Below are 22,955 nucleotides of genomic sequence, written 5' to 3'. Positions count from 1 at the left end.
TGAAAACACGCAACGGACAAGCGCCCACGAAGCGTCTGGCCGGTGCTACCCTCATTCCATGACACCACCCGATCCGCTGCAGTCCCCCACCTTGGAACACAAAACCCTGCTGTGGCTGGCCGTGGGCCTGGGCGCCGGCTTCGCCCTGGTCCTGTGGCCGGTGATCGGCGCCGTGCTGTGGGCGGTCTTCATCGCCATCGTCTTTGCACCGCTGTACCAGCGCATCCTGGGTCGCCTGCGCGGCCGGCCCAACATCGCGACCCTGCTCACCTTGACGTTGATCGTGCTGATGGTGCTGTTGCCGCTGGCCCTGCTGCTGGCCTCGGTGGTGGACGAGGCCACCGCCCTGTACCAGCGGGCCCGCGCTGGCGAGCTGCAGCTCGGGCAGTACGCGCAGACCGCCTTCGACGCCCTGCCCGGCTGGGCCCATTCCATGCTGCAGCGCTTCGGCCTGGGCAGTGTGGCGGCCTTGCAGGCCAAGCTCAGCACGCTGCTGGCCCAGAGCAGCCAGTTCATCACCAGCCGCGTGGTCGGCTTCGGCCAGGGCACATTGGACTTCCTGGTGTCCCTCTTCATCATGCTCTACGTGCTGTTCTTCCTGCTGCGCGACGGCGCCGGCCTGTCGCAAGCCATCGCCCGCCGCGTGCCCCTGCAGGAGCAGCAGACCCGCCGGCTGTTTGCCCAGTTCGTCATCGTGGTGCGCGCCACCGTCAAGGGCAATGTCGTGGTGGCCCTGATCCAGGGCGCCCTGGGCGGCCTGGCCTTCTGGGTGCTGGGCCTGCAGGCCGCCCTGCTGTGGGCCACGCTGATGGCCATCCTGTCGCTGCTACCAGCAGTGGGCGCGGCCCTGGTCTGGGGCCCTGTGGCCCTGTACTACCTGGCCACCGGTGCCCTGCCCCAGGCGATCGGCCTGGCGCTGTGGGGCGTGCTGGTGATCGGCCTGGTCGACAACGTGCTGCGGCCGCTGCTGGTGGGCAAGGACACGGCTCTGCCCGACTACCTGGTGCTGGTGGCCACCATCGGCGGCATCGCGGTGTTCGGCATCAACGGCTTCGTCATCGGGCCGGTCATCGCCGCCATGTTCCTGCTGGCCTGGGAACTGGTCAGCCAGGCAAGGCGCCGGCCCGGCGCAGAGACGCCAGGGCCGCGTTGAGGTCGGCAATCGGCATCTGGCCGGGCGCCGAGCTGGACTGGCCGACGGCAAAACTCATCGCCGAGCCGAATGCGGCACCGCAGACGCGGCTGACCGCGCCCAGCGCGCCCATGGCCATGCTCACCACCGGGATGTCCAGCGTGCGGCTGGCCTGCAGCGTGGCCGCCAGCAGGACCAGAACGTCCTCTTCGTTGCGCGGCATCACCGCCAGCTTGGCAACGTCGCCGCCCAGCGCCTGGGCCAGGGCAAAGCGTTCGCGCAGCACCTCGCGCGCCGGCGTGGCCTGGAAGTCGTGCGAGGACAGCACCAGGGCGATGCCGCGCTCGCGCGACATGGCGCGCACCGCCGCCACGTCGGCGGCAGGACTGGCCATCTCGTAGTCGACCAGGTCGACGTGTCCGGCCTCGCAGACCGCGCGGTAGACCGCCAGCACCTGAGCCTCGTCGATCGCGATCGGCTCGCCGCCTTCGCGGCTGCTGCGGCGGGTGAACAACAGGGGAAGACCGCCGGCGGCCTGGCGGATCTCGCCGCTCAGGCGCGCCACGCCAGCAGCGTCGGCGATGCCTTCGAAGAAATCGACGCGCCACTCCAGCAGGCCGGGATCTTTGGCGGCGACGGCAGCAGCCTCGGCCAGCAGGGCGTCGCGGCTGCGGCCCACCAGGGGTGCGCAGACCAGGGGATAGGCGGGCTGGCGCCCTTTCAATGCAATGGCTTTCACTGTCGGTCTCGTCGTTCTATGTGGCGCCTCATTCTACGGAGGCCAGGCGCTCGACCACCCAATCGACAAAGGCGCGCACCCGCGGCGACAGCTGGCGGTGGTGCGGATAGAGGATGGACACCGGCATGGGCGGCGGCGGATGCCTGGGCAGGACCTCGACCAGGGTCTTGGCCGCCAGCAGGCGGCGCACCCGGTAGCGCGGCACCTGGATCAGGCCCAGTCCCTGCTCGCAGCAGGCCTGGTAGGCATCGGCATTGGTCACGGCCACCCGGCCGCGCAGCTGCAAGGTTTCGACGGCGCCGCCGTTGCTGAACTCGAAGGGCATGCGCCGGCCGCTGGCCGAAGACAGGAAGTTCACGCCCTGGTGCTGGCGCACCTCGTCGAGCTTGCCCGGCTTGCCATGCAGGCGCAGGTACTCCGCGCTGGCGCAGGTGACCTGGGCCAAGGTGGCAACGCGGCGGACCACCATGCTGGAGTCCTTGGGCTCGCCGCCGCGCAGCACGCAGTCCACGCCCTCCTTGACCAGGTCGACCAGCCGGTCGCCCATGCCGATCTCCAGCTCGATGCCCGGGTAGCGGGCGCAAAAGGCGCCCAGGTGGGGCAGCAGAAAGGCCGCCGCCAGCGCCGGCTGCAGGTCGACCCGCAGCTTGCCCTTGGGCTGCGCCGCCGCGCCGCCCAGGAAGGACTCGGCCTCCTCCAGGTCCGCCAGCAGGCGCAGGCAGCGCTCGTAATAGGCCTGGCCGTCCAGCGTGGTGCTGACGTGGCGCGTCGTGCGCTGCAGCAGGCGCACGCCCAGGCGGCGCTCCAGCTGCTGCAGGCTGTGGGTGGCGGTGGCGCGCGGCAGCTCCATGTCGTCGGCGGCGGCAGTGAAGCTGCCCAGTTCGACGATGCGGGTGAACAGGCGCATGGCATCGATACGGTCCATTCCGATATTGTTCAGTATTTTTGGACAATCATGGCAGTTTCAGGCTATTTATCCAATTCCACTGAGACGCGACCATTGGCTCCCCCGCAACAAGGAGAACCCAATGAACGCAAGCAAGATCACTCTCGTCACCGGTGCCAGCCGCGGCCTGGGCCGCGACACGGCCCTGCAACTGGCCCGCAAGGGCAATGACGTCATCCTCACCTTCCGCAGCCGCGCCGACGAGGCGGCGGCCGTCGTCAAGGACATCGAAGCGCAGGGCCGCAAGGCTGTGGCCCTGCAGCTGGACACGACGCAGATCGCCTCCTTCGGCGACTTCTCGGCCCGGTTGGGCACGGCGCTGCGCCAGACCTGGCAGCGCGACAGCTTTGACCACCTGGTGAACAACGCCGGCTATAGCGTGAAGGCATCCTTCGCCGAAACCACCGAGGCACAGTTCGACAGCCTGCTCAACGTGCATTTCAAGGGCGTGTACTTCCTCACCCAGCAGCTCCTGCCGCAGATCGCCGACGGCGGCGGCATCGTCTGCCTGTCCACCGGACTGACCCGCTTTGCCGTGCCCGGCTACGCGCCCTACGCGGCGATGAAGAGCGCCATCGAAGGCCTGGTGAAGTACCTGGCCAAGGAGCTGGGGCCGCGCCGCATCCGCGCCAACGTGGTGGCGCCCGGCGCCATCCACACCGACTTCAACCGGGCCGGCTTCGAGGCGCATCCGCAGATGGTGGACTTTCTCGCAGCGCAGACCGCGCTGGGCCGCGTCGGCCAGCCCGAGGACATCGGCGGCGTGGTGGCCTTCCTATGCTCCCCCGACGCAGGCTGGGTCAACGCCCAACGCCTGGAAGCCTCGGGCGGCATGTTCCTCTAGGAGACGATGTAGGCGCCGGCCCCGGTGGACAGCAGCTTGCCCTGGGCGTCGAGCATCTCCATGCGGATGGAGGCCACGCGCGAGCCCAGGCGCAGCACCTGGGCACGCAACTCGAAGTGCTCGCTGATGGCCGGGCGCAGGTAGTCGATGCGCAGGTCGATGGTGCCCAGCTTGGCAAAGCGGTGCAGGCGCAGTGCCGGCGCCTCGTCCATATGGCGCGCGCCGATGGCGGCCATCACGGCCAGGCCGGCCATCGCATCCAGGCCGGCGCTGACGACGCCGCCGTGCAGGCGGTTGTAAGCGTAGTGGCCCACCAGCTCGGGCTTCATCAGGATGCGGCCGGCCACGCGCTCGGGCGTCACCTCGGTGATCTTCAGGCCCAGTACCTGGTTGAAGACGATCTTCTCCTCGAAGATGGCCTTCAGGCCATCGATGAACTCGGGCTCGAAGGCGAAGTTGGCCGTGGGCTGCGCTGCTTTGCTCATAGGCCCGATTGTCGTGCCGCCAGGGCCTGGGCCATCATTCGAACGCCACCAGCAGCTGCGTGGTGGCGACCTGCTGGCCGGCCTCTACCGCCACTGACTTGACCTTGCCGTCGCGCGTTGCGGCCAGCACGTGCTCCAGCTTCATGGACTCGATGACCAGCAAGCTGTCGCCGCGCAGGACCTGCCCGCCGGCACGTGCCTGCACTGCAATCACCTTGCCGTTGAAGGGCGCACGCAGCTCGCCCGAGCCCGTCCCGGCCGCCGCAGCCGGCGGATCGAAGGAGGCATCTTCGAAGAACAGGTCGGTCGCGCCGGCCTGCATGTGCCAGCGGCCGTCCACCAGGCGCACAGCCACGCAGCTGCGCACCAGGGGTGCATCGGCCTCGCGCACGCGCAGCCCGGTCAGGACACCACGGTGGCGCAGCCGCAGGGGCCGCTCAAAGGGACAGGGCAGGTCCGCCGTCGATTTCAGGGGAAAAACAGCCTCCAGCCCCCGTGAAACAAGGACATCATGCTCCTGTTTTTGTAGCGTTTCGCGCAGCGCGGCAGCTTCTTCGGCCAGAAAGGGAACGCGCGCCTGGCCGGCACCGAAGCGCGGATGGCGCAGGCAGGCCAGCAGCATGGCACGGTTGCTGGGCAGACCCAGCAGCTCCAGCCGGGCCAGCGCGCCGGTCAGCTGTGCGATGGCCTGCTCGCGCGTGGCAGCATGGGCGACCAGCTTGCCCAGCATGGAGTCGTAGTAAGGCGGCACGGCCAGGCCCTGCGCCAGCGCATGGTCAAAGCGCACGCCCTCGGGCGCGCGCAGGTGCAGCACCGTGCCGGCCTGCGGCCGGAAGTCCTCGTCCTCGGCACACAGCCGCACCTCGATGGCATGGCCGTTGAAACGCACTTCGTCTTGCGCCAGCGGCAGCGCTTCACCCTGGGCGATGCGCAGTTGCCACTCCACCAGGTCCAAGCCTGTCACAGCCTCGGTCACGGGATGCTCAACCTGCAGGCGCGTGTTCATCTCCATCAGATAGAACTGGCCGTCCTGCAACAGGAACTCCACCGTCCCAGCGCCCACATAGCCGGCCGCCTGGGCGAGCTCCACTGCGCAGCGGCCCATGCGCTCGCGCAGCACGGCGTCGACAGCGGGACTGGGCGTTTCTTCAATCAGCTTCTGGTGGCGCCGCTGTACCGAGCAGTCGCGCTCGCCCAGGTGGATGCAGTGTCCCTGGGCGTCGGCAAAGACCTGGACCTCCACGTGGCGCGGGTTCAGCAGGGCGCGCTCCAGCAGCAGCGCGCCCGAGCCGAAGGCTGCCTGCGCCTCCGAGCGCGCGCTGTCCAGCGCCGTCTGCAATTGCGCGGCCTCGGCCACCAGCCGCATGCCACGGCCACCGCCGCCGGCCACGGCCTTGACCATCAGCGGAAAGCCCATGGCCGGGGCCTCGGCCGCGAAACGCGCATCCGACTGGTCGGCGCCGCGGTAGCCAGGCAGGCAGGGCAGGCCAAGCGTCTCGGCCAGCTCCTTGCAGGCCGACTTGCTGCCCAGTGCGCGCATGGCAGCCGGTGGCGGGCCCACCCAGACCAGGCCGGCACCGAGCACGGCCTGGGCGAAGTCGGCGTTCTCGCTGAGGAAGCCGTAACCCGGATGGACGGCATCGGCGCCGGTCGCCTGGGCCGCGGCGATCAGCTTGTCCATGCGCAGGTAGGAGTCCGCCGAGGCATTGCCGCCCAGCGCGACGGAGGTCGTGGCCTCACCCACATGCAGGGCCTGCGCATCCGCATCCGAATACACGGCCACGGTCTCCATGCCCATGGCATGCGCCGTGCGGATGACGCGGCGCGCGATCTCGCCCCGGTTCGCAACCAGTAGACGCTTCATGATTTTTTGGCAATGCCCATGAGCTTGGCCAGGATGCCCATCATCACCTCGTCGGCGCCGCCGCCGATGGAGGCCAGGCGGCCGTCGCGGTACATGCGCGAGACCTTGTTCTCCAGCGTGTAGCCCATGCCGCCCCAGAACTGCAGGCAGGTGTCGGGCACCTGGCGGTACAGGCGGCCGGCCTTGAGCTTGGCCATGGTGGCCAGCTCCAGCACGTCCTGGCCGCTCACATAGAGCGCGCCGGCGCGGTAGGTCAGGGCCCGCAGGGCTTCGACCTCGGTCTTGAGCTCGGCCAGCTTGAACTGCACCCACTGCTGGTCGGCCAGCTGGGCGCCGAACAGCTTGCGCTGCTGCGCCCACTCGATGGTCCACTCGATGCAATTGTTCAGCGCCTGCAGGGCGCTGGCGGCGCACCACAGGCGCTCCTCCTGGAACTGCTGCATCTGGTAGATGAAGCCCTGGCCCTCGGCGCCGATGCGGTTGCGCTGCGGCACACGCACTTCGTCGAAGTGGATCAGGCCGGTGTCCGAGGAATGCATGCCGATCTTGCGGATCTTCTGCGCCACCCCGATGCCGGGCAGCAGCTTGCCGTTCTCGCGCAGGGGCACGATCACCAGCGACTTGTTCTTGTGCGCCGGTCCCTCGCCGGTGTTGACCAGCATGCACATCCAGTCGGCCTGCAAGCTGTTGGTGATCCACATCTTCTGGCCTGTGATCACGTAGTCGTCGCCGTCCTTGCGCGCCACGCTCTTGATGGCGGCGACGTCGCTGCCGGCACCGGGCTCGCTGACACCGATGCAGCTGACCATGTCGCCGGCGATGGCCGGGGCGAGGAACTGCGCTTTCAGTTCCTCGCTGCCAAAGCGCGCCAGCGCCGGCGTCGCCATGTCGGTCTGCACGCCGATGGCCATGGGCACGCCGCCGCAGTCGATGTGGCCCAGGGTTTCGGCCATGGCCATGGAGTAGGAATAGTCCAGGCCGGCGCCGCCATGGGCTTCGGGTTTGCACAGGCCCAGCAGGCCCAGCTTGCCCAGGCCCTTGAAAACCTCGTGCGCCGGAAAGATCTCGGCCGCCTCCCACTCGTTCACATGGGGGTTGATCTGCTCGTCGATGAAGCGTTTGAGCGTCTTCTGGACTTCCTGGTGTTCGTGCGTGAATTGCATTGAGGTCTCCTTCACATGCGCGCCACGCCGAACTGCATGGGCCGCAGGTTCCGTTGCTGCGCGTCGGCGCAAATGTTCAGGCACAGGCCCAGCACGGCGCGGGTGTCGCGCGGGTCGATCACGCCGTCGTCCAGCAGCAGGCCCGAGGTGTAGAAGGCATCGGCCTGGGCCTCGAACATGGCGACGATCTTGTCGAACTGGGCCTGCGAAGCGGCAGCATCGGGCGCGATGCCTTTGCGCGCCAGCGCCGCCTCGCTCACGATCTGCATGGTGCGCGCGGCCTGCTCGCCGCCCATCACCGCCGTCCTGGCGCCCGGCCAGCTGAAAAGAAAGCGCGGCGCGTAGCCGCGGCCGCACATGCCGTAGTTGCCGGCGCCGAAGGACGCGCCGCACTGGATGGTCAGTTGCGGCACGTTGGCGTTGGTGACGGCCTGGATCATCTTGGCGCCGTGCTTGATCATGCCGCCCTGCTCGCTGTCCTTGCCCACCATGTAGCCCGTGGTGTTCTGCAGGTAGACGATGGGCTGGCCCAGCTGGCACATCCACTGGATGAAGTGCGTGGCCTTGTTGGCGCCGGCCACATCGATAGCACCGTTGTTGCTGATGATGCCCACCGCATGGCCTTCGATCGACGCCTGTAGGCAGACCGTGGCCGCGCCGTACAAGGGCTTGAACTCCAGCAGCTGCGAGCCATCGGCGATGCGCGCGGCAATCTCGCGCATGTCCACCGGCTCGCGCAGGCTCTGGGACATCAGGCCCAGCAGGTCCTCGCGGTCATGGTGCGGCGGCGTTGCTCTTTTTTTTGTAGCAGATGAGGTCCATCCGATGCGGGATACCACCTCTCTGGCCACACCCAGCGCATGGCGGTCGTCCTCCGCCAGGTACTCGCCCAGGCCGGAGACAGCGGTGTGCATCTCGGCGCCGCCCAGTTCTTCCTCGGTGGCGACCTCGCCGGTGGCGGCCAGCAGCAGCGGTGGCCCGGCGAGGAAGGCGCGCGAGCGCTTGCGCACCATCACCACCACGTCCGACAGTCCCGGCATGTAGGCGCCGCCTGCCGTGCCCGAGCCGTGCTGCACGGTGATGACGGGGATGCCGGCCGCGGACAGCCGCGCCAGGTTGCGGAACAGCGCACCGCCGTGGACGAAGCCTTCCACGCGGTACTTCATCAGGTTGGCGCCGGCACTCTCCACCAGGTGGATGAAGGGCAGCTTGCCCTGCAGCGCGATCTCCTGCACCCGCAGGATCTTGTCCAGGCCCATGGCCTGGATGGCGCCGGCGTCGATGCCCGAGTCGCTGGCCACCACCATGCAGCGCACACCGCTGACGGTACCGATGCCGGCGACCATGCCGCCGCCGGGGATGGAAGCGCCCTCCTCCTTCGTGTCCTGCAGGTAGCCGGCCAGACTGCACAGCGGAAGGTAAGGCGTGCCGGGGTCCAGCAGCAGAGCCGCGCGCTCACGCGGCAAGAGCTGGCCGCGCTTGTCGAACTGCGGGCGTGACTTCGCCGAGGCGTGGTCGGCGCGCTGCTCCAGCGTGCGCAGTTGGGCGATGCGCGCCAGCATGGCTTCGCGCCGCTGCAGCGCCACCGCGCCCTGCGCGTTCCAGGATGAAGCGAACAGGCTCATTCCTGGAACACCTTGGGCACGCTGCCGCGGTGAAAACCTTCGAAAGGCTTGACCGCGTCGCGCTGCTGGGCGGCGGCGTCGGGCACGGCCATGGGCCAACCCATGCGCACCTGGGGCCGGGCGCCGTCGACACGCAGCACGCTGCCGCTGATGAAGGCAGCCGCCGGGCTAAGCAGGAAGGCGACGGCGGCCGAGGTCTCGGCCTCGGTGCCGAAGCGTCCCGCCGGCACGGTGCCGCGCATGGCGCGCAGCATGTCGCCGGCCTCCGGCGGGTAGTGGTCCATGCCGCTGGATGCGATGTAGCCGGGTGCCACGGCGTTCACGCGCACGCCGCTGACCGCCCATTCGGCGGCCGCCGTCTCGGTGAAGCTGACCATGCCGGCGCGCGCCGCGCCGCTGTGCCCCATGCTGGGCATGGAGCCCCAGATGTCGGCCACGATGTTGACGATGGCGCCGCCCTGGGCCTGCATGGACTGCAGATAGCACTCGCGCGCCACCAGGAAGCCGCCTGTGAGGTTGGTGGCGACCACCGCCTCCCAGCCCCTGGCGCTGATGTTCTCCAGCGGCGAGATGTACTGGCCGCCGGCGTTGTTGACCAGGCCGTCGATGCGGCCGTGCGTGCCGACCACCGCTTGCACCAGGCTCTTGACCGCCTCCTCGTCGCGGATGTCGCAGGCATGGAAACTGGCGCGGCCGCCGTCGGCGGCGATCTCGCCGGCCACGGTCTGCAGCTTGTCCAGCTTGCGGCCCACCAGGACCACGTGAGCGCCCAGCGCAGCCAGCTCGTGCGCCGTGCAGCGGCCTATGCCCGAGCCACCGCCGGTGACCAGCACAGCCTTGCCGGCGAACAGGCCGGGCGCAAAGACCGAACGGTAGTGGTGGGTGCTCGTGCTCATTCCAGGTCCCTGATGAAAAGTTGCATGGCCGCATCGGCCAGATCGTCCAGACTGGCCTCCTTGCGCGCGTCGAACCACTGGGCCGACCAGTTGAGCGCGCCGAACATCAGCAGGCGCGCCAGCTTGACCTCGGCCCTGAGCTGGCCAGAAGCATGCAGGGCGTTGAGCACCGGCGTCCACGGTGCCTCGTAGTCGCTGCGCAAGGCGGCCAGGGCGCTGCGCTGGCGCGGTGTGATCGCCCGCGCCTCGTACAGCATGACGGGGATGAAGTCGCTGCCCGGTCCCAGCAGCACCTCGAAATGGCTGCGGATGAGAATGCGCAGCTGGCCGGCGATGTCGGGCGTCTCGGCCTCGGCACGTTGCAAGGCCTGTTGCTGGCGCTCGATGGCCGAGCCCATGCCCTCCTGCATCACGGCGTAGAGCAGGGCGCCCTTGCTCTTGAAGTGATAGAAGGGCGAGCCACTTTGCATGCCGGCGGCGGCGGCGATGTCGCGGGTGCTGGTGGCGTCAAAGCCCTTGCGGCGAAACAGTTTGGCGGCGGACTGGAGCAGCTCGCGGCGGCGGTTGCCGTCATCGCGGTCTTCCAGCGTCTTGCGCGGCCGGCCGCGCGGCCGCTTGGCGGCGGCGCTGGCTGTGGAGGTGGCAGGCGTTGGCATGGCCTGCCACCATAGCAAAGCCTCTTATTTATAGCAAGCGGGTGCTTGGTGAAAATAAAACAGCATGGCTCGCGCCGGCAGGAGCCTATTTGCCCAGCGGCGGCTGCCGCGCCCTCTCCAGCAACAGCTCGCGCTCGCGCGCGTTGCCGGCCAGGGCGGCGGCGCGCTCGAACTCCTGGCGCGCCTCGGCGTGGCGGCCCAGCTTGTCCAGCAGATCGCCGCGCACGCTGGGCAGCCACTGGTAGTTGCGCAGCGCCTTGTCGCCCTGCAATCGGTCGATGATCTCCAGCCCCGCCGCCGGCCCGAAAGCCATGCCGACAGCGACCGCGCGGTTGAGTTCCACCACCGGTGAGGGCGCGCCCTGGGCCAGGGCGTCGTAGATGGCGGCGATGGCCTTCCAGTCGGTGTCAGCGGCCGCCACGGCACGCGCATGGCAGGCCGCGATCGAAGCTTGCAGGGCGTAGCTGCGCAGCGGCTCGCCCTGTGCCTGCGCCAGCTGCAGTGCCCGTTCCAGCGCGGCCAGGCCGCGGCGGATCAGCAGCCTGTCCCAACGGCCGCGGTCCTGCTCCAGCAGCAGCACGGGCCGGCCCTGGCCGTCGACCCGGGCGGCCGAGCGCGAGGCCTGCAGTTCCATCAAGGCCACCAGACCGTGGACCTCGGGCTCCTGCGGCGCCAGGCCGGCCAGCACCCGGCCCAGGCGCAGGGCCTCGCCGGTCAGCGTGGGCCGCATCCAGTCCTCGCCGGCGGTGGCGGTGTAGCCCTCGTTGAAGACCAGGTAGACCACCTCCAGCACCGAGGCCAGGCGGCCGGCCAGGGCCTGGCCGTGCGGCACCTCGTAGGGCACGCGCGCCTCGCTCAAGGTCCGCTTGGCGCGCACGATGCGCTGGGCGATGGTGGGCTCGGGCACCAGGAAGGCACGGGCGATCTCGTGGGTGCTCAGGCCGCCCAGCAGCTTGAGCGTCAGCGCTACGCGGGCGTCAGTGGGCAGCAGCGGATGGCAGGCAGTGAAGATCAGGCGCAGCAGGTCGTCGCCGATGTCGTCCTGGCGCGCCGCGTCCAGCGCATCGACGAAGTCCGGGACGGTGAGCGCCTCCTGCGCTTCGAGGTCATGGCCGATCTCCTCGAGCTTCTCGCCGCGCATCTTCAGGTGGCGCAGGTGGTCCAGCGCGCGGCGCTTGGCCGTGGTCATCAGCCAGGCGCCGGGATTGTCGGGCACACCTTTGACCGGCCAGCTCTCCAGCGCCGCCACCAGCGCGTCCTGCGCCAGTTCCTCGGCCAGGCCGATGTCGCGCACCATGCGGGCGACCGAGGCGACGATCTTGCCCGACTCGATGCGCCAGACCGCGCTGATCGCCTGGTGGGTGGCCGAATGCATCCGGCGATCTTAGAGACTCAGGCAGTGGCGGTCGAGGATTGCGGCATGTCGACGGGCCGTCCCTAGACATGCCAGCCCCCTCGGGGGGCAGCGAGTACACGCAGTGACGAGCGTGGGGGCCATTTACGACATGACGTGAGTGGGGTCCATCCAGAACACCTCCCACACATGGCCGTCCAGGTCGGTGAAGCCGTGGCTGTACATGAAGCCGTGGTCCTGCTGCGGGTTGGGCGCGGTGCCGCCGGCGGCCAGCGCCTTCTTGACCATGGTGTCGACCTCCTCGCGGCTGGCGCAGCTCAGGGCGATCAGCACCTCGGTGGTCTTGCTGGCATCGGCGATGGGCTTCTTGGTGAAGCCCTGGAAGAAGGGCTCGACCAGCAGCATCACGTAGTTGTGGTCCTCACTGACCACCATGCAGGCGCCCTGCTCGTTGGTGAACTGGGCATTGAAGGCAAAGCCCAGGCTCTTGAAGAAGGCCTGGCTGCGTTCCATGTTCTTGATGGGCAGGTTGACGAACATCTGGCGGGACATGGGTGAATCTCCTTGGAGGTGGTGGTCAGGAATGGGGCCGCAGCTGCGCTTGCAGGCGGTCGAAGTTCTGCTCGTTGGCCGGCACGACGATGGCGGCGATCTGCTCGCGCAGCTGGGCGTTGTCGAACAACATGCGCCAGCCGATGCGCGTGCCGCCGTCCTCGGCGGCCAGGGTGATGGTCATGCGAAAGACCGGTGCGTTCAGGTGCTGGAACACGATGGTGGCGTCCGGCTCGATGGTCTCGAAGCGGCTGCGGTTGGGGTAGCCCTTGCCGTCCGGGCCGTGCATGGTGAAGACCCAGTCGCCGCCGGGCCGGAACTCGAACACATCGAAGCTGTTGCGAAAGCCCGCCGGCCCCCACCAGCGCGCCAGGCGCTGCGGGTCGGCAAAGGCCTGGAAGACCTGGGCCGGCGTCACGCCGGACAGCAGGCGCTGGCTGTGGATTTCGCGCGGGTCTTGTGCAGTCGTCCTCATGGCTTGTTCCTGTTTCACAGGGGCTTCTCGGCCTGCGTCTTGAGGTCGGCCAGGCCGGCATCGAAGGCGCCGCCGACCATCTTGTCCATGTTGAAGACCACGCCCATGACCTTGCCCAGGAAGGGGCTGGCGCCTTCCATGGACCAGGTGACACGGGTGCTGTTGCCGCCATCGGGCGCCAGGCTGAACAGGATGGCGTGGTGGCCTTCCATGGGGGCGATGGTGTCCAGCTTCATGGCCACGCGCGTGGGTGCGATGGCCTCGGTGACCTCGATGCTGCCCTTGCCCACCTCCTTGTTGCCGGAAAAATCGTAGGCCGCGCCGGGCCCGCCGGCCGGGCCGCGGTAGCGGATCTGGATCTGCGGGTCCTTCTTCGCAAAGGGGTTCCAGCTGTTCATGCGGCGCAGGTCGGCGATCAGCGGGTAGATGCGATCGGCCGGCGCGCCGATGACGGTGCTGCGCTGGATGCGGAAGGTGTCGGGCTGGCGCAGGGCCAGCAACAGCACGAAGGCGACGGCCAGGACCACCAGGCCCAGCACGACGAACAAAATGGTCTTGAGCATGCAGTTTTCCTTCACTTGGGCTGGACCAGGTGGATGAGATTGCCGCAGCCGTCCTCGAACATGACGGCGAGGATGGGTCCCATGTCCTGCGGCTGGTCGCGAAAGACCACGCCCATGGCCTGCAGGCGCTGCATCTCGGCGTAGACATCGGTGGTGGTGAAGGCAGTGGCCGGGATGCCGGCCTCGTACAAGGCCTTCTGGTAGACCCTGGCCGGCGCGAAACCCATGGGCTCGAGCGCCAGCTCCACGCCGGCAATGCCATCGGGCGAGACCACGGTGAGCCAGCGGTACTGCGGGCCCATGGGGATGTCGGCCATCTTCTGGAAGCCCAGCTTGTGCGTGTAGAAGGCCAGGGCCTGCTCCTGGTCCTGCACCATCACGCTGGCGATCTTGATCTGCATGGTCGTTCTCTCCTCGGTGGCAGTGGCTTACTTCAGACTGGGCGTTTCCATCTGGCGGAAACGCTCGACCTGTTCGTTGGGCGTGAAGTCGTCCAGTTCATAGAGCTGGCGCACCTCGATCACCGCCTGCTTGCCCTTGCCGGCAGGGTTGGGAAAGCGCCGCGACCATTCCAGCGCCTCCTCGCGGCTGCGCACCTGGATGGTGGTGAAGCCGGCGACCAGTTCCTTGGCCTCGGCAAAGGGACCGTCGATCACGCTGCGCTTGTCGCCCTCGTAGTGGATGCGCCAGCCCTTGCGGCTGGGCTGCAAGCCGCTGGCATCCAGCAGCACACCGGCCTTGGCCAAGGCCTCGTGGAAGTCGGCCATCTCGGCCATCAAGGCCTCGTCAGGTGTCTGCGGCGTGGTCTCGGCCTCGAAATCGGGCTGGGACTTCACCATGATCATGAATCGCATGGGCTGCTCCTTGTTTTGCGGCACTGTCAAGGACACGACGAAGCAAGGCTGCCGGAATCGACAGGACGGCCTGAAAAATTTTGTAAGCAGCCGCCCTGCACTGCTGCAGGATTCAAATCTGGCCCTGGCCCCCGTCCAGTTTGCCTGGGACGCTATCGAAGCAGGAGCAGCTCAGAGCAGGTCGGCGAAGCACGGGCCGGTGGCGCGGACCTCGATCGTGGCCCACTGGGCGGCCGGGCACTCGCGTGCCAGGGCCAGCGCCTCGTCCCGGCTGGCGCAGTCGAGCAGGAAGAAGCCACCGACCATTTCCTTGGCTTCGGCAAAAGGGCCGTCCAGCAGCTGGGTCTGGCCATCGCGCACCTGGATGCGGGCCGCGCCCTCGTCCTGGCCGGCCAGCGACTGCGTCGCCAGCAGCAGGCCGCGCGCCTTGAGCTCGCCGCCCCAGCGCAGCATGCGGTCGAAGACAACGCGGCCCTGGGCCTCGCCTCGGGCGGCGCGCTGGCCTATGGGTTCGTGGATCAGCAGCATGTAGGGCATGGCGATGACTCGTGTTTGTCAGGCCTGCCACTGTAGCCGCTGCGCCGGCTTTTTTCTGTCAGTGGGGCCCGCGGTCGGTGCGCCAGGCCGGCAGCCGCCAGCCGGTGAAGAGCACCAGCAAGCGCAGCACCGAGGTGGTGATCGCGCCGGCGAGCAGGGCCAGGCCGGGCCCTGCAAACAACTGGACCACCACCAGCACCCAGGCGCCGGCGAAGGCGCAGACCGCATAGGGCTGGTGGTCGCGGAAAGCGCGCGGGATCTCGTTGCAGACAACGTCGCGCAGCACGCCGCCGAAGATCGCGGTGACCACGCCCATCAGCACGGCGACGATGGGTGGCATGTGGGCGGCCAGCGCAATCTGCGTGCCGCTGGCGGAGAACAGGCCCAGGCCCAGCGCGTCGGGCCATTGGGTGGCGCGCTCGGTGGGTTCGAGGTGGCGCGAGTGCATGAACAGCATGGCTGCGACGCACACGGCCAGCAGAATCCACAGGTACCAGGCGTGCTCGACCCAGAAAAAGGGCCGGCGGTCCAGCAGGATGTCGCGCAGCGTGCCGCCACCAAAGGCCGCCAGTCCCGCCACCATGCACACGCCCACGGGGTCGAGCTTCTTGCGCGCCGCCTCGATCAGGCCGGACAGGGCGAAGGCCACCGTGGCGAAGACCTCGATGGCCGCCTGGGCGGTCGTCAGCGACCAGTAGTCGGCAATTGCGCGTGGCAGCATGCTGGCCGGCCCTCAGTCGACGAAGAAGTCGGGGATGAAGTTCTTCGTACCGGGCTGGACCGAGTACTTCTCCAGCTCGGTGAGGCCGTGGGCGGCCAGCACCTCGTCGTCGATGTAGAAGTTGCCGCTGGCGCCGCCGCCGGCGGTGAGGATGAAGTAAGCGGCGTCGGACAGGATCTCGGGTTTGCGGCAGAGGTTGATGTCGACGCCGGGGATCATCTGCAGGGCCGCGGTGGCAATCGCCGTGCGTGGCCACAGGCTGTTGACGGCGATGCCGTGGGCCTTGAACTCGCCCGAGTGGCCCAGGGTGCACATGCTCATGCCGTACTTGGCCATGGTGTAGGCCGTGTGCGGCGCGAACCAGTGCTGCTTCATGGACAGCGGCGGCGACATGGTCAGCACCTGCGGGCCACGGCCGGCGGCGGCCGACTTCTTGAGCTCGGGCAGGCAGGCCTGGGTGCACAGGTAGGTGCCGCGGGCGTTGACCTGGTTCATCAGGTCGTAGCGCTTCATGGGCGTGTGTTCGGTGTCGGTCAGGCTGATGGCGCTGGCGTTGTTGACCAGGATGTCGATGCCGCCGAAGGCCTGCACAGCCTTGGCCACGGCCTCCAGCACATTGGCCTCTTCACGGATGTCCACCTGCAGCGGCAAGGCCTGACCGCCGGCCGCCTCGATCTCCTGCGCCGCGCTGTAGATGGTGCCCGGCAGCTTGGGATTGCTGTCCGTGGTCTTGGCGGCGATGACGATGTTCGCTCCATCCAATGCCGCACGTTTGGCGATCGCCAAACCAATACCTCTGGATGCGCCGGTGATGAAGAGGGTCTTGCCTTTGAGGGTCATCGCAGTTTCCTTACGCTACTGATTTCATAGCATCTCAGGTCCATCGGGCGGGGCAGAGGGCGTACTTTGCTCTCAAATCCGGGAAAAGTCGGGTTTGCGCTTTTCCATGAAGGCACCGAAGGCTTCCTTGGCCGCCGGCTCACCCAGCATGCGGCCGAAGCTCTTGCCCTCTTCGTCCATCTGCTGGAGCACCAGGGCAGCCTGTCCCTTCTTCATCAGACGCTTGGTCTCGACCAGCGAGCTCAGCGGCTTGGCCGCCAGCTTGCGCGCCACGCCCTGGGCCACACCGTTGGCCTCCAGCGGTGGCAGGACGCGGTTGACCAGGCCCACCTCCAGCGCCGCCTCGGCCATGAAGGGCTCGCCCAGCAGCAGGGCCTCGGCCGCGCGGTGGTAGCCCAGCATCTGCGGCACCAGCAGGCTGGAGGCCGCCTCCGGACACAGGCCCAGATTCACGAAGGGCATGGAAAAAGCCGCGTTGTCACCGGCGTAGACCAGGTCGCAGTGGAACAGCAGGGTTGTGCCCACGCCCACGGCCGGGCCGCAGACGGACGCGATCAGGGGCTTGGGGAAAGCCGCGATGCCGCGCAGGAAGCGGAACACCGGCGAGTCCATGCCGGCCGGCGGCTTGGTCAGGAAGTCGCCGATGTCGTTGCCGGCCGAGAAAATGGTCTCGTGGCCCTGCAACACGACCACGCGCACGGCGGCATCGCCGGCGGCCGCGTCCAGGGCGTCGGCCATGGCGCCGTACATGGCGGCGGTGATGGAGTTCTTGCGCTCCAGGCGGTTGAGGGTGATGGTCATCACGCCGGCTTCGACGTGGGAAAGGATGTCCTTGGTGGTGTCGGTGGTCATTGCTTGTCTTCCAGTGCTTGTTTCACAAAATCGAGTCTGTCCTGGCCCCAGTGCATTGGGCCATCCCTATTCCTTGTAGTACACGACCTGGTGGGTCGTCACCAGCAATTGTCCGGCCTCGTTCCACAACTGCGCCGTCTGGTCGAAGTAGCCATTGCGAAAGGCCTGGGCCTGGGTCTGGCCCAGCAGGTGGCCTTCGCCCGTGGCCTGCAGCTGTGCCGCATCGGCATGGAAATAGATGCTCATGGAGACCGTGCCGATGGGCACGAAGACCGGCCGGCGCCGCCAGACGCGCGGGAAGAATACGTCGGACAAAGCGGTGAGCGAGGCGAAGTCCAGCGGACGCGGCGGGTCGTCGCGCAGCCACAGGCGCGTGCGGCTCGTGCCCTGGTCCTGGCCGTTCCAGTCATTTGGGATGGGGCCTTCGGCAAACCGCATCTCGTAGCGCTTGACCCATTCGACCGAGGCCCGGCCGGCGGCGCGCGCCACGTCCACGGGACCGGGCACCTGGGGCATGGGCTGCTCGTCCACGCCCCAGGTGTCCCGCCGCAGGCCGAAGAAGGCCGTGCCGGTGAGCACGGTCTGGCCCTCTTGCTGGATCTCCAGCACCCAGTGCTGGGTCGAGCGGTTGGTGCGGGCGGGCCTGGCAATGACGCTGAAAGGGCCGTCGGCCACTGCGGCGGCGAAGTTCACCGTCAGCGAAATCGGATCGCCCAGGCGCTGCGGGTGCAGCAGCGCGGCATTGAGTGCCTGGGCCGCTGTGATGCCGCCAAAGGGCCCGACCATGTTGGCGTAGGCCGCGCTGGTATGGCCCAGGAATGTGCCGTCGGCCTGCGGCTGCAGGGCGACAGCTTCGTCGAATGCGTGCGTGCTCATGCTGCTTGGGGTGTTGCCAGGCCGTCCAGCCAGAGCGCCATGCGCGGCCAGAGCTGGGCCTGTTGCTCGCTGCGGAAGGGACCGAAGTGGCCCAGGCGCCGCGCGGCCACGTCGGCCGGTGCGATGCGCTGGATCTGGCTGCGCGCATTGGTGTACAGGCCGATCAGGCTGTGCGTGCCGCGCAGCGTCATCAGTTCGTCGTCGGTGATGGACAGGGCCATCACCGGGAAGGTGACCTTGGCGTAGCTCAGGCGCGCGGCCTCTCCTTCTGCGCCCACGCTATACCCCGGGTTCAGGCACCACTTGCGCCATTGCAGGACGACGCCGGCCGGCAGGTCGCCCACCTTCTTGAGCTTGCGGCCAGGAAAGTAGCCGCACAGCCAGGTGGCCAGCGGCACCAGCACCCACCAGAAGTAGGGCACGAGGCGCTTGAGCTGGGGCGCGTTCTCGCGCCAGTAGCCGCTGCCGGCCGCCACGCTGAGCAGGCCGCTGACTTTGTGCTGGTTGGCCAGCAGGCCGGGCAGTTGCGCGCCCAGGCTGTGGCCCAGCAGGTAAAGGGGCAGGCCCGGCAGAGCCGCGTGCGCGTGGTCTATGGCCGCCTCGTAATCGCGCGTCCAGTCGAACAGGTCAGCCTTGTAGCCGCGCAGGCCGGCTGCGGGCATGGAGGCGCCCGAGCCGCGGTAGTCGAAAGTGGTGACGCGCCAGCCCTGGCCCGCCAGCCACTGGGCAAAGGCCGCGTAGTAGTCCTGGCGCACGCCCATGGCGCCGCCGATCACCACGCTGCCGCGGTCGGGGCGATCGCTCTCGTAGACGCGCAGCGCGATCGGCGTGCCGTCGGCTGCGTGGAGGGTCTGCTCTTTCATGCCGCTCTCCTCATGCAAAATCAAAAAAGGCCACTTGCGTGGCCTTGGGGTGCGTTCGCTCAGACGCGCTCGAAGATGCCGGCCGCGCCCTGCCCCATGCCCACGCACATGGTGACCATGCCGTACTTGAGATTCTTGCGCTGCAAGGCGTGCACGACTGTCGCCGAGCGGATAGCACCGGTGGCTCCCAGGGGGTGGCCCAGGGCGATGGCGCCCCCCATGGGGTTGACCTTGGACGGGTCCAGGCCCAGCGTGTTCATCACCGCCAGCGACTGCGCGGCAAAGGCCTCGTTCAGCTCGATCCAGTCGATGGCGTCCTGCTTCAGGCCAGCGGCCTTGAGCGCGGCCGGAATGGCTTCGATGGGGCCGATGCCCATGATGTGGGGCGGCACGCCGCGGCTGGCGTAGCTGACGAAGCGCGCCAGCGGCTTGAGGCCGAAGCGTTTGACGGCCGACTCGCTGGCCAGGATGAGCGCACCGGCGCCGTCCGAGGTCTGCGAGCTATTGCCGGCGGTGACCGAACCGCGCGCGGCAAACACCGTGCGCAGCTTGGCCAGGCCTTCGACCGTGGTGTCGGGGCGGGCGCCCTCGTCCAGGCTGACGGTGCGGTTGCGGACCGACACCTCGGCCGATTCCAGGTCCAGCGAGCGTTCGGTCACGTCGACCGGTGTGATCTCGTTGGCAAACTCGCCGGCCTTCATGGCGGCAATGGCCTTCATGTGGGAGTTGTAGGCGAACTCGTCCTGCGCGTCGCGCGAGACCTTCCACTGCTGGGCCACCTTCTCGGCCGTCAGGCCCATGCCGTAGGCGATGCCATAGCTTTCGATGTCGTCCGGGTTGGAAAAGATGGTGGGCGACAGCGAGGGCGAGTTGCCCATCATCGGCACCATGCTCATGCTCTCGGTGCCGGCGGCGATCATGACGTCGGACTCGCCCACGCGGATGCGGTCGGCCGCCATCTGCACGGCCGAGAGGCCCGAGGCGCAGAAGCGGTTCACCGTGATGCCACCCACGCTCTTGGGCAGGCCGGCCAGCACGGCGCCGATGCGCGCCACGTTCAGGCCCTGCTGGCCCTCGGGGATCGCGCAGCCGCAGATCACGTCTTCAATGCTGGCGGGGTCCAGGCCCGGCACCTGGGCCAGCGCGGCGCGCAGCGCGTGCGCCAGCAGGTCATCCGGCCGGGTGTTGCGGAAAAAGCCGCGGTGCGAACGGCCGATGGGCGTGCGGGTGGCGGCGACGATGTAGGCGTCTTGAACTTGTTTGCTCATGTCTGTCTTTCTCAGTTGCGCACCGGCTTGCCGGTCGAGAGCATGCCCAGGATGCGTTCCTGGGTCTTGGGGTGCTGGACCAGTTCGCAGAAGGCCTGGCGCTCCAGGGTCATCAAATACTCCTCGCTGACCAGGGTGCCCGCATCGACGTCGCCGCCGGTGAGCACGTTGGCGATCAGGCTGGCGATCTTGAAGTCGTGGCCGCTGATGAAGCCGCCGTCGCGCATGTTGACGAGCTGGCCCTGGATGGTGGCCTTGCCGCTGCGGCCGGCCACCGGGAACAGGCGCTTGTGGGGCGCGCGGTAGCCGGCGTTGAACATGGCCTTGGCCTCGTTCAGCGCGACGAAGAGCAGCTCGTCCTTGTTCGGCACGATGAGGTCGCTGTCCAGCAGGTAGCCCAGCTTGCGCGACTCGATGGCACTGGTGCCGACCTTGGCCATGGCGGCGGCGGTGAAGCCCTCGGTCAGGAACTTGAGGATGTCCTTGTCGCTGGAGCTGGCGCTGTTCTCGGCGGCGCGGCGGGCGATGTAGGCCAGGCCACCGGCGCCGGGCACCAGGCCGACGCCGACTTCGACCAGGCCGATGTAGCTTTCCATCGCGGCCACGCGTTTGGCCGAATACACGGCCAGCTCGCAGCCGCCGCCCAGGGCCATGCCGCGGATGGCGGAGATGACGGGCACGCTGGCGTAGCGCAGGCGCAGCATGGTCTGCTGCATGAAGCCTTCGGCGTCGTCCACCGCGCTCACGCCCACGGCCAGGAAGGCCGGTAGCAGACCCGCCAGATCGGCGCCCACCGAGAAGGGCTCGTCGCCCGACCAGATGACCAGGCCCTGGTAGTCCTTCTCGGCCAGCTCGATGGCCTGGGTCAGGCCTTCGCAGACCTCGGGACTGATGGCGTGCATCTTGGTCTTGAGGCTGGCGATCAGGATCTCGTCATCCAAAGTCCACAGGCGGATGGCCTTGTCTTCGTGCACAGTCTTGCCGGCCGTCGCGTAGCCCTGGGCCTGGCTGCCCAGCACGTCCTCGGGGAAGTGCTGGCGCGCATAGACCGGGAGCACGCGGCGGGCTTCGAACTTCTGCGTCGTCGGGTTCCACGAGCCTTGCGGCGTGTGGACGCCGCCTGCATCGGCCACCGGGCCCTTGAAGACCCACTCGGGCAGGGGGGCGTTCGACAGTGTCTTGCCGGCGGCGATGTCCTCGTTGATCCATTGGGCGACCTGCAGCCAGCCGGCTTCCTGCCAGAGCTCGAAGGGGCCTTGCTGCATGCCGAAGCCCCAGCGCAGGGCGAAATCGACGTCGCGCGCGGTTTCGGCAATGGAGGCCAGGTGCACGGCGGCGTAATGGAAGCTGTTGCGCAGGATGGCCCAGAGGAACTGGCCTTGCGGGCCTTCGGCTTCGCGCAGCAGCTTCAGGCGCTGGCCGGCCGGCTTCTTGAGCATGCGGCCATAGACCTCGTCGGCCTTCTGGCCGCCGGGCACATAGCTCTTGCTGTCCAACTCGAAGCGCAACACGTCGCGGCCGACCTTCTTGTAAAAGCCGGCCTTGCTCTTCTGGCCCAGGTGGCCCATCTCCAGCAGGGTCTTGAGCACCTCGGGCGTGCCGAAGCTGGCGTAGAACGGGTCGCTCTTTTCGTCCAGGTTGTCCTGCAAGGTCTTGATGACGTGGGCCATGGTGTCCAGGCCCACGACGTCGGCCGTGCGGAAAGTGCCGCTGGAGGCACGGCCCAGCTTCTTGCCGGTGAGGTCATCGACCACGTCGTAGGACAGGCCGAACTTCTCCACTTCCTTCATGGTGCCCAGCATGCCGGCGATGCCGACACGGTTGGCGATGAAGTTGGGCGAGTCCTTGGCGCGCACCACGCCCTTGCCGAGGCCGCTGGTGACGAAGCTCTCGAGCTGGTCCAGCACTTCGGGCCGGGTGGTGGGCGTGTTGATCAGCTCCACCAGGTACATGTAGCGCGGCGGGTTGAAGAAATGGATGCCGCAAAAACGCGGCTTGATTTCTTCCGGCAGGGCTTCGCTGAGCTTGGTGATCGACAGGCCCGAGGTGTTGGACGCGACGATGGCATGCGGCGCGATGAAGGGAGCGATCTTCTTGTACAGATCGAGCTTCCAGTCCATGCGCTCGGCGATGGCCTCGATGATGAGGTCGCAGTCGCGCAACTGCTCCAGGTGCTCTTCGTAGTTGGCCTGGCCAATCAGGGCGGCATCATCGGCCACGCCCAGGGGGGAGGGCTTGAGCTTCTTCAGGCCTTCGATGGCCTTGCTGACAATCCCGTTCTTCGGACCTTCTTTGGCCGGCAGGTCGAACAGCACGACCGGCACCTTGACGTTGACCAGGTGCGCAGCGATCTGCGCGCCCATCACGCCCGCGCCGAGGACGGCGACTTTCTTGACTTGGAATCTGGACATGTTGCTTGGGGAAATTGAGGGATTCATCGCTTCGGGGGTGGGCTTCATTGCACGCGGACCCAGGTCTGGGTGCGGCCGAAGGGGCCAAAGGAGCCGCGCACCTCGAGGCGCTTGCCGCCTTCGATGGGCGTCAGGCGCAGGCTGTATTCGCGGCCGTTCTCGGGGTCGAGGATCTTGCCGTCTTCCCAGACATCCTTGCCCTCGATCTTTTTGGCGCCGCGGATGATCTCCAGGCCCAGCATGGGTTTGTCCTTGCGGTCGCCGGAACACTCGCCACACTTCTCGTCGGGCTTGGCGTCCTTGCGCAGCAGCTTGTCCAGCTTGCCGCTGAGGATGCCGGCGGCCTCAACGATGCGGATCTCGGCCTTGGCCTCGCCGGTCTTGTCGTCGATGTTGCGCCACAGGCCCACCGGGCTCATCTGCGCGAACGCTGATGAGG

The 22,955-nt window shown here is 68.0% G+C and carries 25 protein-coding genes; 2 read left to right on the top strand and 23 right to left on the bottom strand.

Going from position 1 to position 22,955, the window contains the following annotated elements; genetic code table 11:
• The first annotated feature begins 58 nt into the window (after positions 1-58).
• A complete protein-coding gene (locus Q0632_RS19140; protein ID WP_298933165.1) occupies positions 59-1,153 on the top strand; it encodes an AI-2E family transporter in 1,095 nt (364 codons plus the stop codon).
• Here the strand turns inward: Q0632_RS19140 and aroD are convergent.
• Complete coding sequence (aroD, locus tag Q0632_RS19135) at positions 1,104-1,871, bottom strand: type I 3-dehydroquinate dehydratase (RefSeq protein ID WP_298933164.1); 768 nt, start codon at positions 1,869-1,871, stop codon at positions 1,104-1,106. The genes Q0632_RS19140 and aroD overlap by 50 nt on opposite strands.
• Before the next feature lie 28 nt (positions 1,872-1,899).
• Complete coding sequence (locus Q0632_RS19130) at positions 1,900-2,796, bottom strand: LysR family transcriptional regulator (protein WP_298933163.1); 897 nt, start codon at positions 2,794-2,796, stop codon at positions 1,900-1,902.
• A gap of 103 nt (positions 2,797-2,899) precedes the next feature.
• On the opposite strand from Q0632_RS19130, the gene Q0632_RS19125 reads away from it, so the two are divergent.
• Positions 2,900-3,661, top strand: a complete 762-nt coding sequence (locus Q0632_RS19125) for an SDR family oxidoreductase (RefSeq protein ID WP_298933161.1) — start codon at positions 2,900-2,902, stop codon at positions 3,659-3,661.
• Here the strand turns inward: Q0632_RS19125 and Q0632_RS19120 are convergent.
• From Q0632_RS19120 to Q0632_RS19020, 21 genes are all read right to left on the bottom strand, one after another.
• Complete coding sequence (locus Q0632_RS19120) at positions 3,658-4,146, bottom strand: thioesterase family protein (protein ID WP_298933158.1); 489 nt, start codon at positions 4,144-4,146, stop codon at positions 3,658-3,660. The genes Q0632_RS19125 and Q0632_RS19120 overlap by 4 nt on opposite strands.
• Positions 4,147-4,180: 34 nt before the next feature.
• Entirely contained in the window at positions 4,181-6,010 is a 1,830-nt protein-coding gene (locus tag Q0632_RS19115; protein WP_298933156.1) for a biotin carboxylase N-terminal domain-containing protein, read from the bottom strand.
• Positions 6,007-7,173 (bottom strand): acyl-CoA dehydrogenase family protein, encoded by a 1,167-nt coding sequence (locus tag Q0632_RS19110; protein ID WP_298933154.1) that lies wholly within the window; start codon positions 7,171-7,173, stop codon positions 6,007-6,009. Before Q0632_RS19110 ends, Q0632_RS19115 begins: the two co-directional genes overlap by 4 nt.
• Before the next feature lie 11 nt (positions 7,174-7,184).
• Positions 7,185-8,798: an acyl-CoA carboxylase subunit beta gene (locus tag Q0632_RS19105; protein ID WP_298933152.1), complete on the bottom strand. Its 1,614-nt coding sequence runs from the start codon at positions 8,796-8,798 to the stop codon at positions 7,185-7,187.
• Positions 8,795-9,694 (bottom strand): SDR family oxidoreductase, encoded by a 900-nt coding sequence (locus Q0632_RS19100; protein WP_298933150.1) that lies wholly within the window; start codon positions 9,692-9,694, stop codon positions 8,795-8,797. The genes Q0632_RS19105 and Q0632_RS19100 overlap by 4 nt, the downstream gene beginning before the upstream one ends.
• Positions 9,691-10,350: a TetR/AcrR family transcriptional regulator gene (locus Q0632_RS19095; RefSeq protein WP_298933148.1), complete on the bottom strand. Its 660-nt coding sequence runs from the start codon at positions 10,348-10,350 to the stop codon at positions 9,691-9,693. The genes Q0632_RS19100 and Q0632_RS19095 overlap by 4 nt, the downstream gene beginning before the upstream one ends.
• An 85-nt stretch (positions 10,351-10,435) precedes the next feature.
• Positions 10,436-11,725 (bottom strand): RNA polymerase sigma factor, encoded by a 1,290-nt coding sequence (locus Q0632_RS19090; protein ID WP_298933146.1) that lies wholly within the window; start codon positions 11,723-11,725, stop codon positions 10,436-10,438.
• Between the two features lie 123 nt (positions 11,726-11,848).
• Complete coding sequence (locus Q0632_RS19085; protein ID WP_298933144.1) at positions 11,849-12,256, bottom strand: VOC family protein; 408 nt, start codon at positions 12,254-12,256, stop codon at positions 11,849-11,851.
• Positions 12,257-12,281: 25 nt separating this feature from the next.
• Positions 12,282-12,731: an SRPBCC family protein gene (locus Q0632_RS19080; protein ID WP_298933142.1), complete on the bottom strand. Its 450-nt coding sequence runs from the start codon at positions 12,729-12,731 to the stop codon at positions 12,282-12,284.
• A 14-nt stretch (positions 12,732-12,745) separates the two neighbouring features.
• Complete coding sequence (locus Q0632_RS19075; RefSeq protein WP_298933140.1) at positions 12,746-13,294, bottom strand: SRPBCC family protein; 549 nt, start codon at positions 13,292-13,294, stop codon at positions 12,746-12,748.
• Between the two features lie 11 nt (positions 13,295-13,305).
• Positions 13,306-13,695 carry a VOC family protein gene (locus tag Q0632_RS19070; RefSeq protein WP_298933138.1) on the bottom strand — a complete coding sequence of 130 codons (390 nt, stop codon included), beginning with the start codon at positions 13,693-13,695 and terminating at the stop codon, positions 13,306-13,308.
• Positions 13,696-13,722: 27 nt separating this feature from the next.
• The gene (locus Q0632_RS19065; protein ID WP_298933136.1) at positions 13,723-14,148 is read right to left on the bottom strand and encodes a YciI family protein; all 426 of its coding nucleotides are present in this window, start codon (positions 14,146-14,148) and stop codon (positions 13,723-13,725) included.
• A 171-nt stretch (positions 14,149-14,319) separates the two neighbouring features.
• The gene (locus Q0632_RS19060; RefSeq protein WP_298933134.1) at positions 14,320-14,685 is read right to left on the bottom strand and encodes a YciI family protein; all 366 of its coding nucleotides are present in this window, start codon (positions 14,683-14,685) and stop codon (positions 14,320-14,322) included.
• Positions 14,686-14,743: 58 nt separating this feature from the next.
• Positions 14,744-15,406 (bottom strand): trimeric intracellular cation channel family protein, encoded by a 663-nt coding sequence (locus Q0632_RS19055; protein ID WP_298933132.1) that lies wholly within the window; start codon positions 15,404-15,406, stop codon positions 14,744-14,746.
• 12 nt (positions 15,407-15,418) lie between these two features.
• On the bottom strand, positions 15,419-16,246 hold the full coding sequence (locus Q0632_RS19050; RefSeq protein ID WP_298933130.1) for an NAD(P)-dependent oxidoreductase: 828 nt from the start codon (positions 16,244-16,246) through the stop codon (positions 15,419-15,421).
• A gap of 72 nt (positions 16,247-16,318) precedes the next feature.
• Complete coding sequence (locus tag Q0632_RS19045; RefSeq protein ID WP_298933128.1) at positions 16,319-17,098, bottom strand: enoyl-CoA hydratase; 780 nt, start codon at positions 17,096-17,098, stop codon at positions 16,319-16,321.
• A gap of 66 nt (positions 17,099-17,164) precedes the next feature.
• Entirely contained in the window at positions 17,165-17,974 is an 810-nt protein-coding gene (locus Q0632_RS19040; protein ID WP_298933126.1) for a thioesterase family protein, read from the bottom strand.
• The gene (locus tag Q0632_RS19035; RefSeq protein ID WP_298933124.1) at positions 17,971-18,837 is read right to left on the bottom strand and encodes an alpha/beta fold hydrolase; all 867 of its coding nucleotides are present in this window, start codon (positions 18,835-18,837) and stop codon (positions 17,971-17,973) included. The genes Q0632_RS19040 and Q0632_RS19035 overlap by 4 nt, the downstream gene beginning before the upstream one ends.
• Positions 18,838-18,896: 59 nt before the next feature.
• Positions 18,897-20,105 (bottom strand): acetyl-CoA C-acyltransferase, encoded by a 1,209-nt coding sequence (locus Q0632_RS19030; RefSeq protein WP_298933122.1) that lies wholly within the window; start codon positions 20,103-20,105, stop codon positions 18,897-18,899.
• A gap of 11 nt (positions 20,106-20,116) precedes the next feature.
• A complete protein-coding gene (locus Q0632_RS19025; protein WP_298933120.1) occupies positions 20,117-22,516 on the bottom strand; it encodes a 3-hydroxyacyl-CoA dehydrogenase/enoyl-CoA hydratase family protein in 2,400 nt (799 codons plus the stop codon).
• A gap of 44 nt (positions 22,517-22,560) precedes the next feature.
• Positions 22,561-22,935, bottom strand: coding sequence for a DUF2147 domain-containing protein (locus tag Q0632_RS19020; protein WP_298933312.1), 375 nt, complete (start codon positions 22,933-22,935; stop codon positions 22,561-22,563).
• Between the last annotated feature and the right edge of the window lie 20 nt (positions 22,936-22,955).

This window comes from uncultured Ramlibacter sp., assembly GCF_936925435.1.
In the GTDB taxonomy this organism is placed as follows: Bacteria; Pseudomonadota; Gammaproteobacteria; order Burkholderiales; family Burkholderiaceae_C; genus Ramlibacter.
This window is presented reverse-complemented; position numbering and strand designations above follow the sequence as displayed.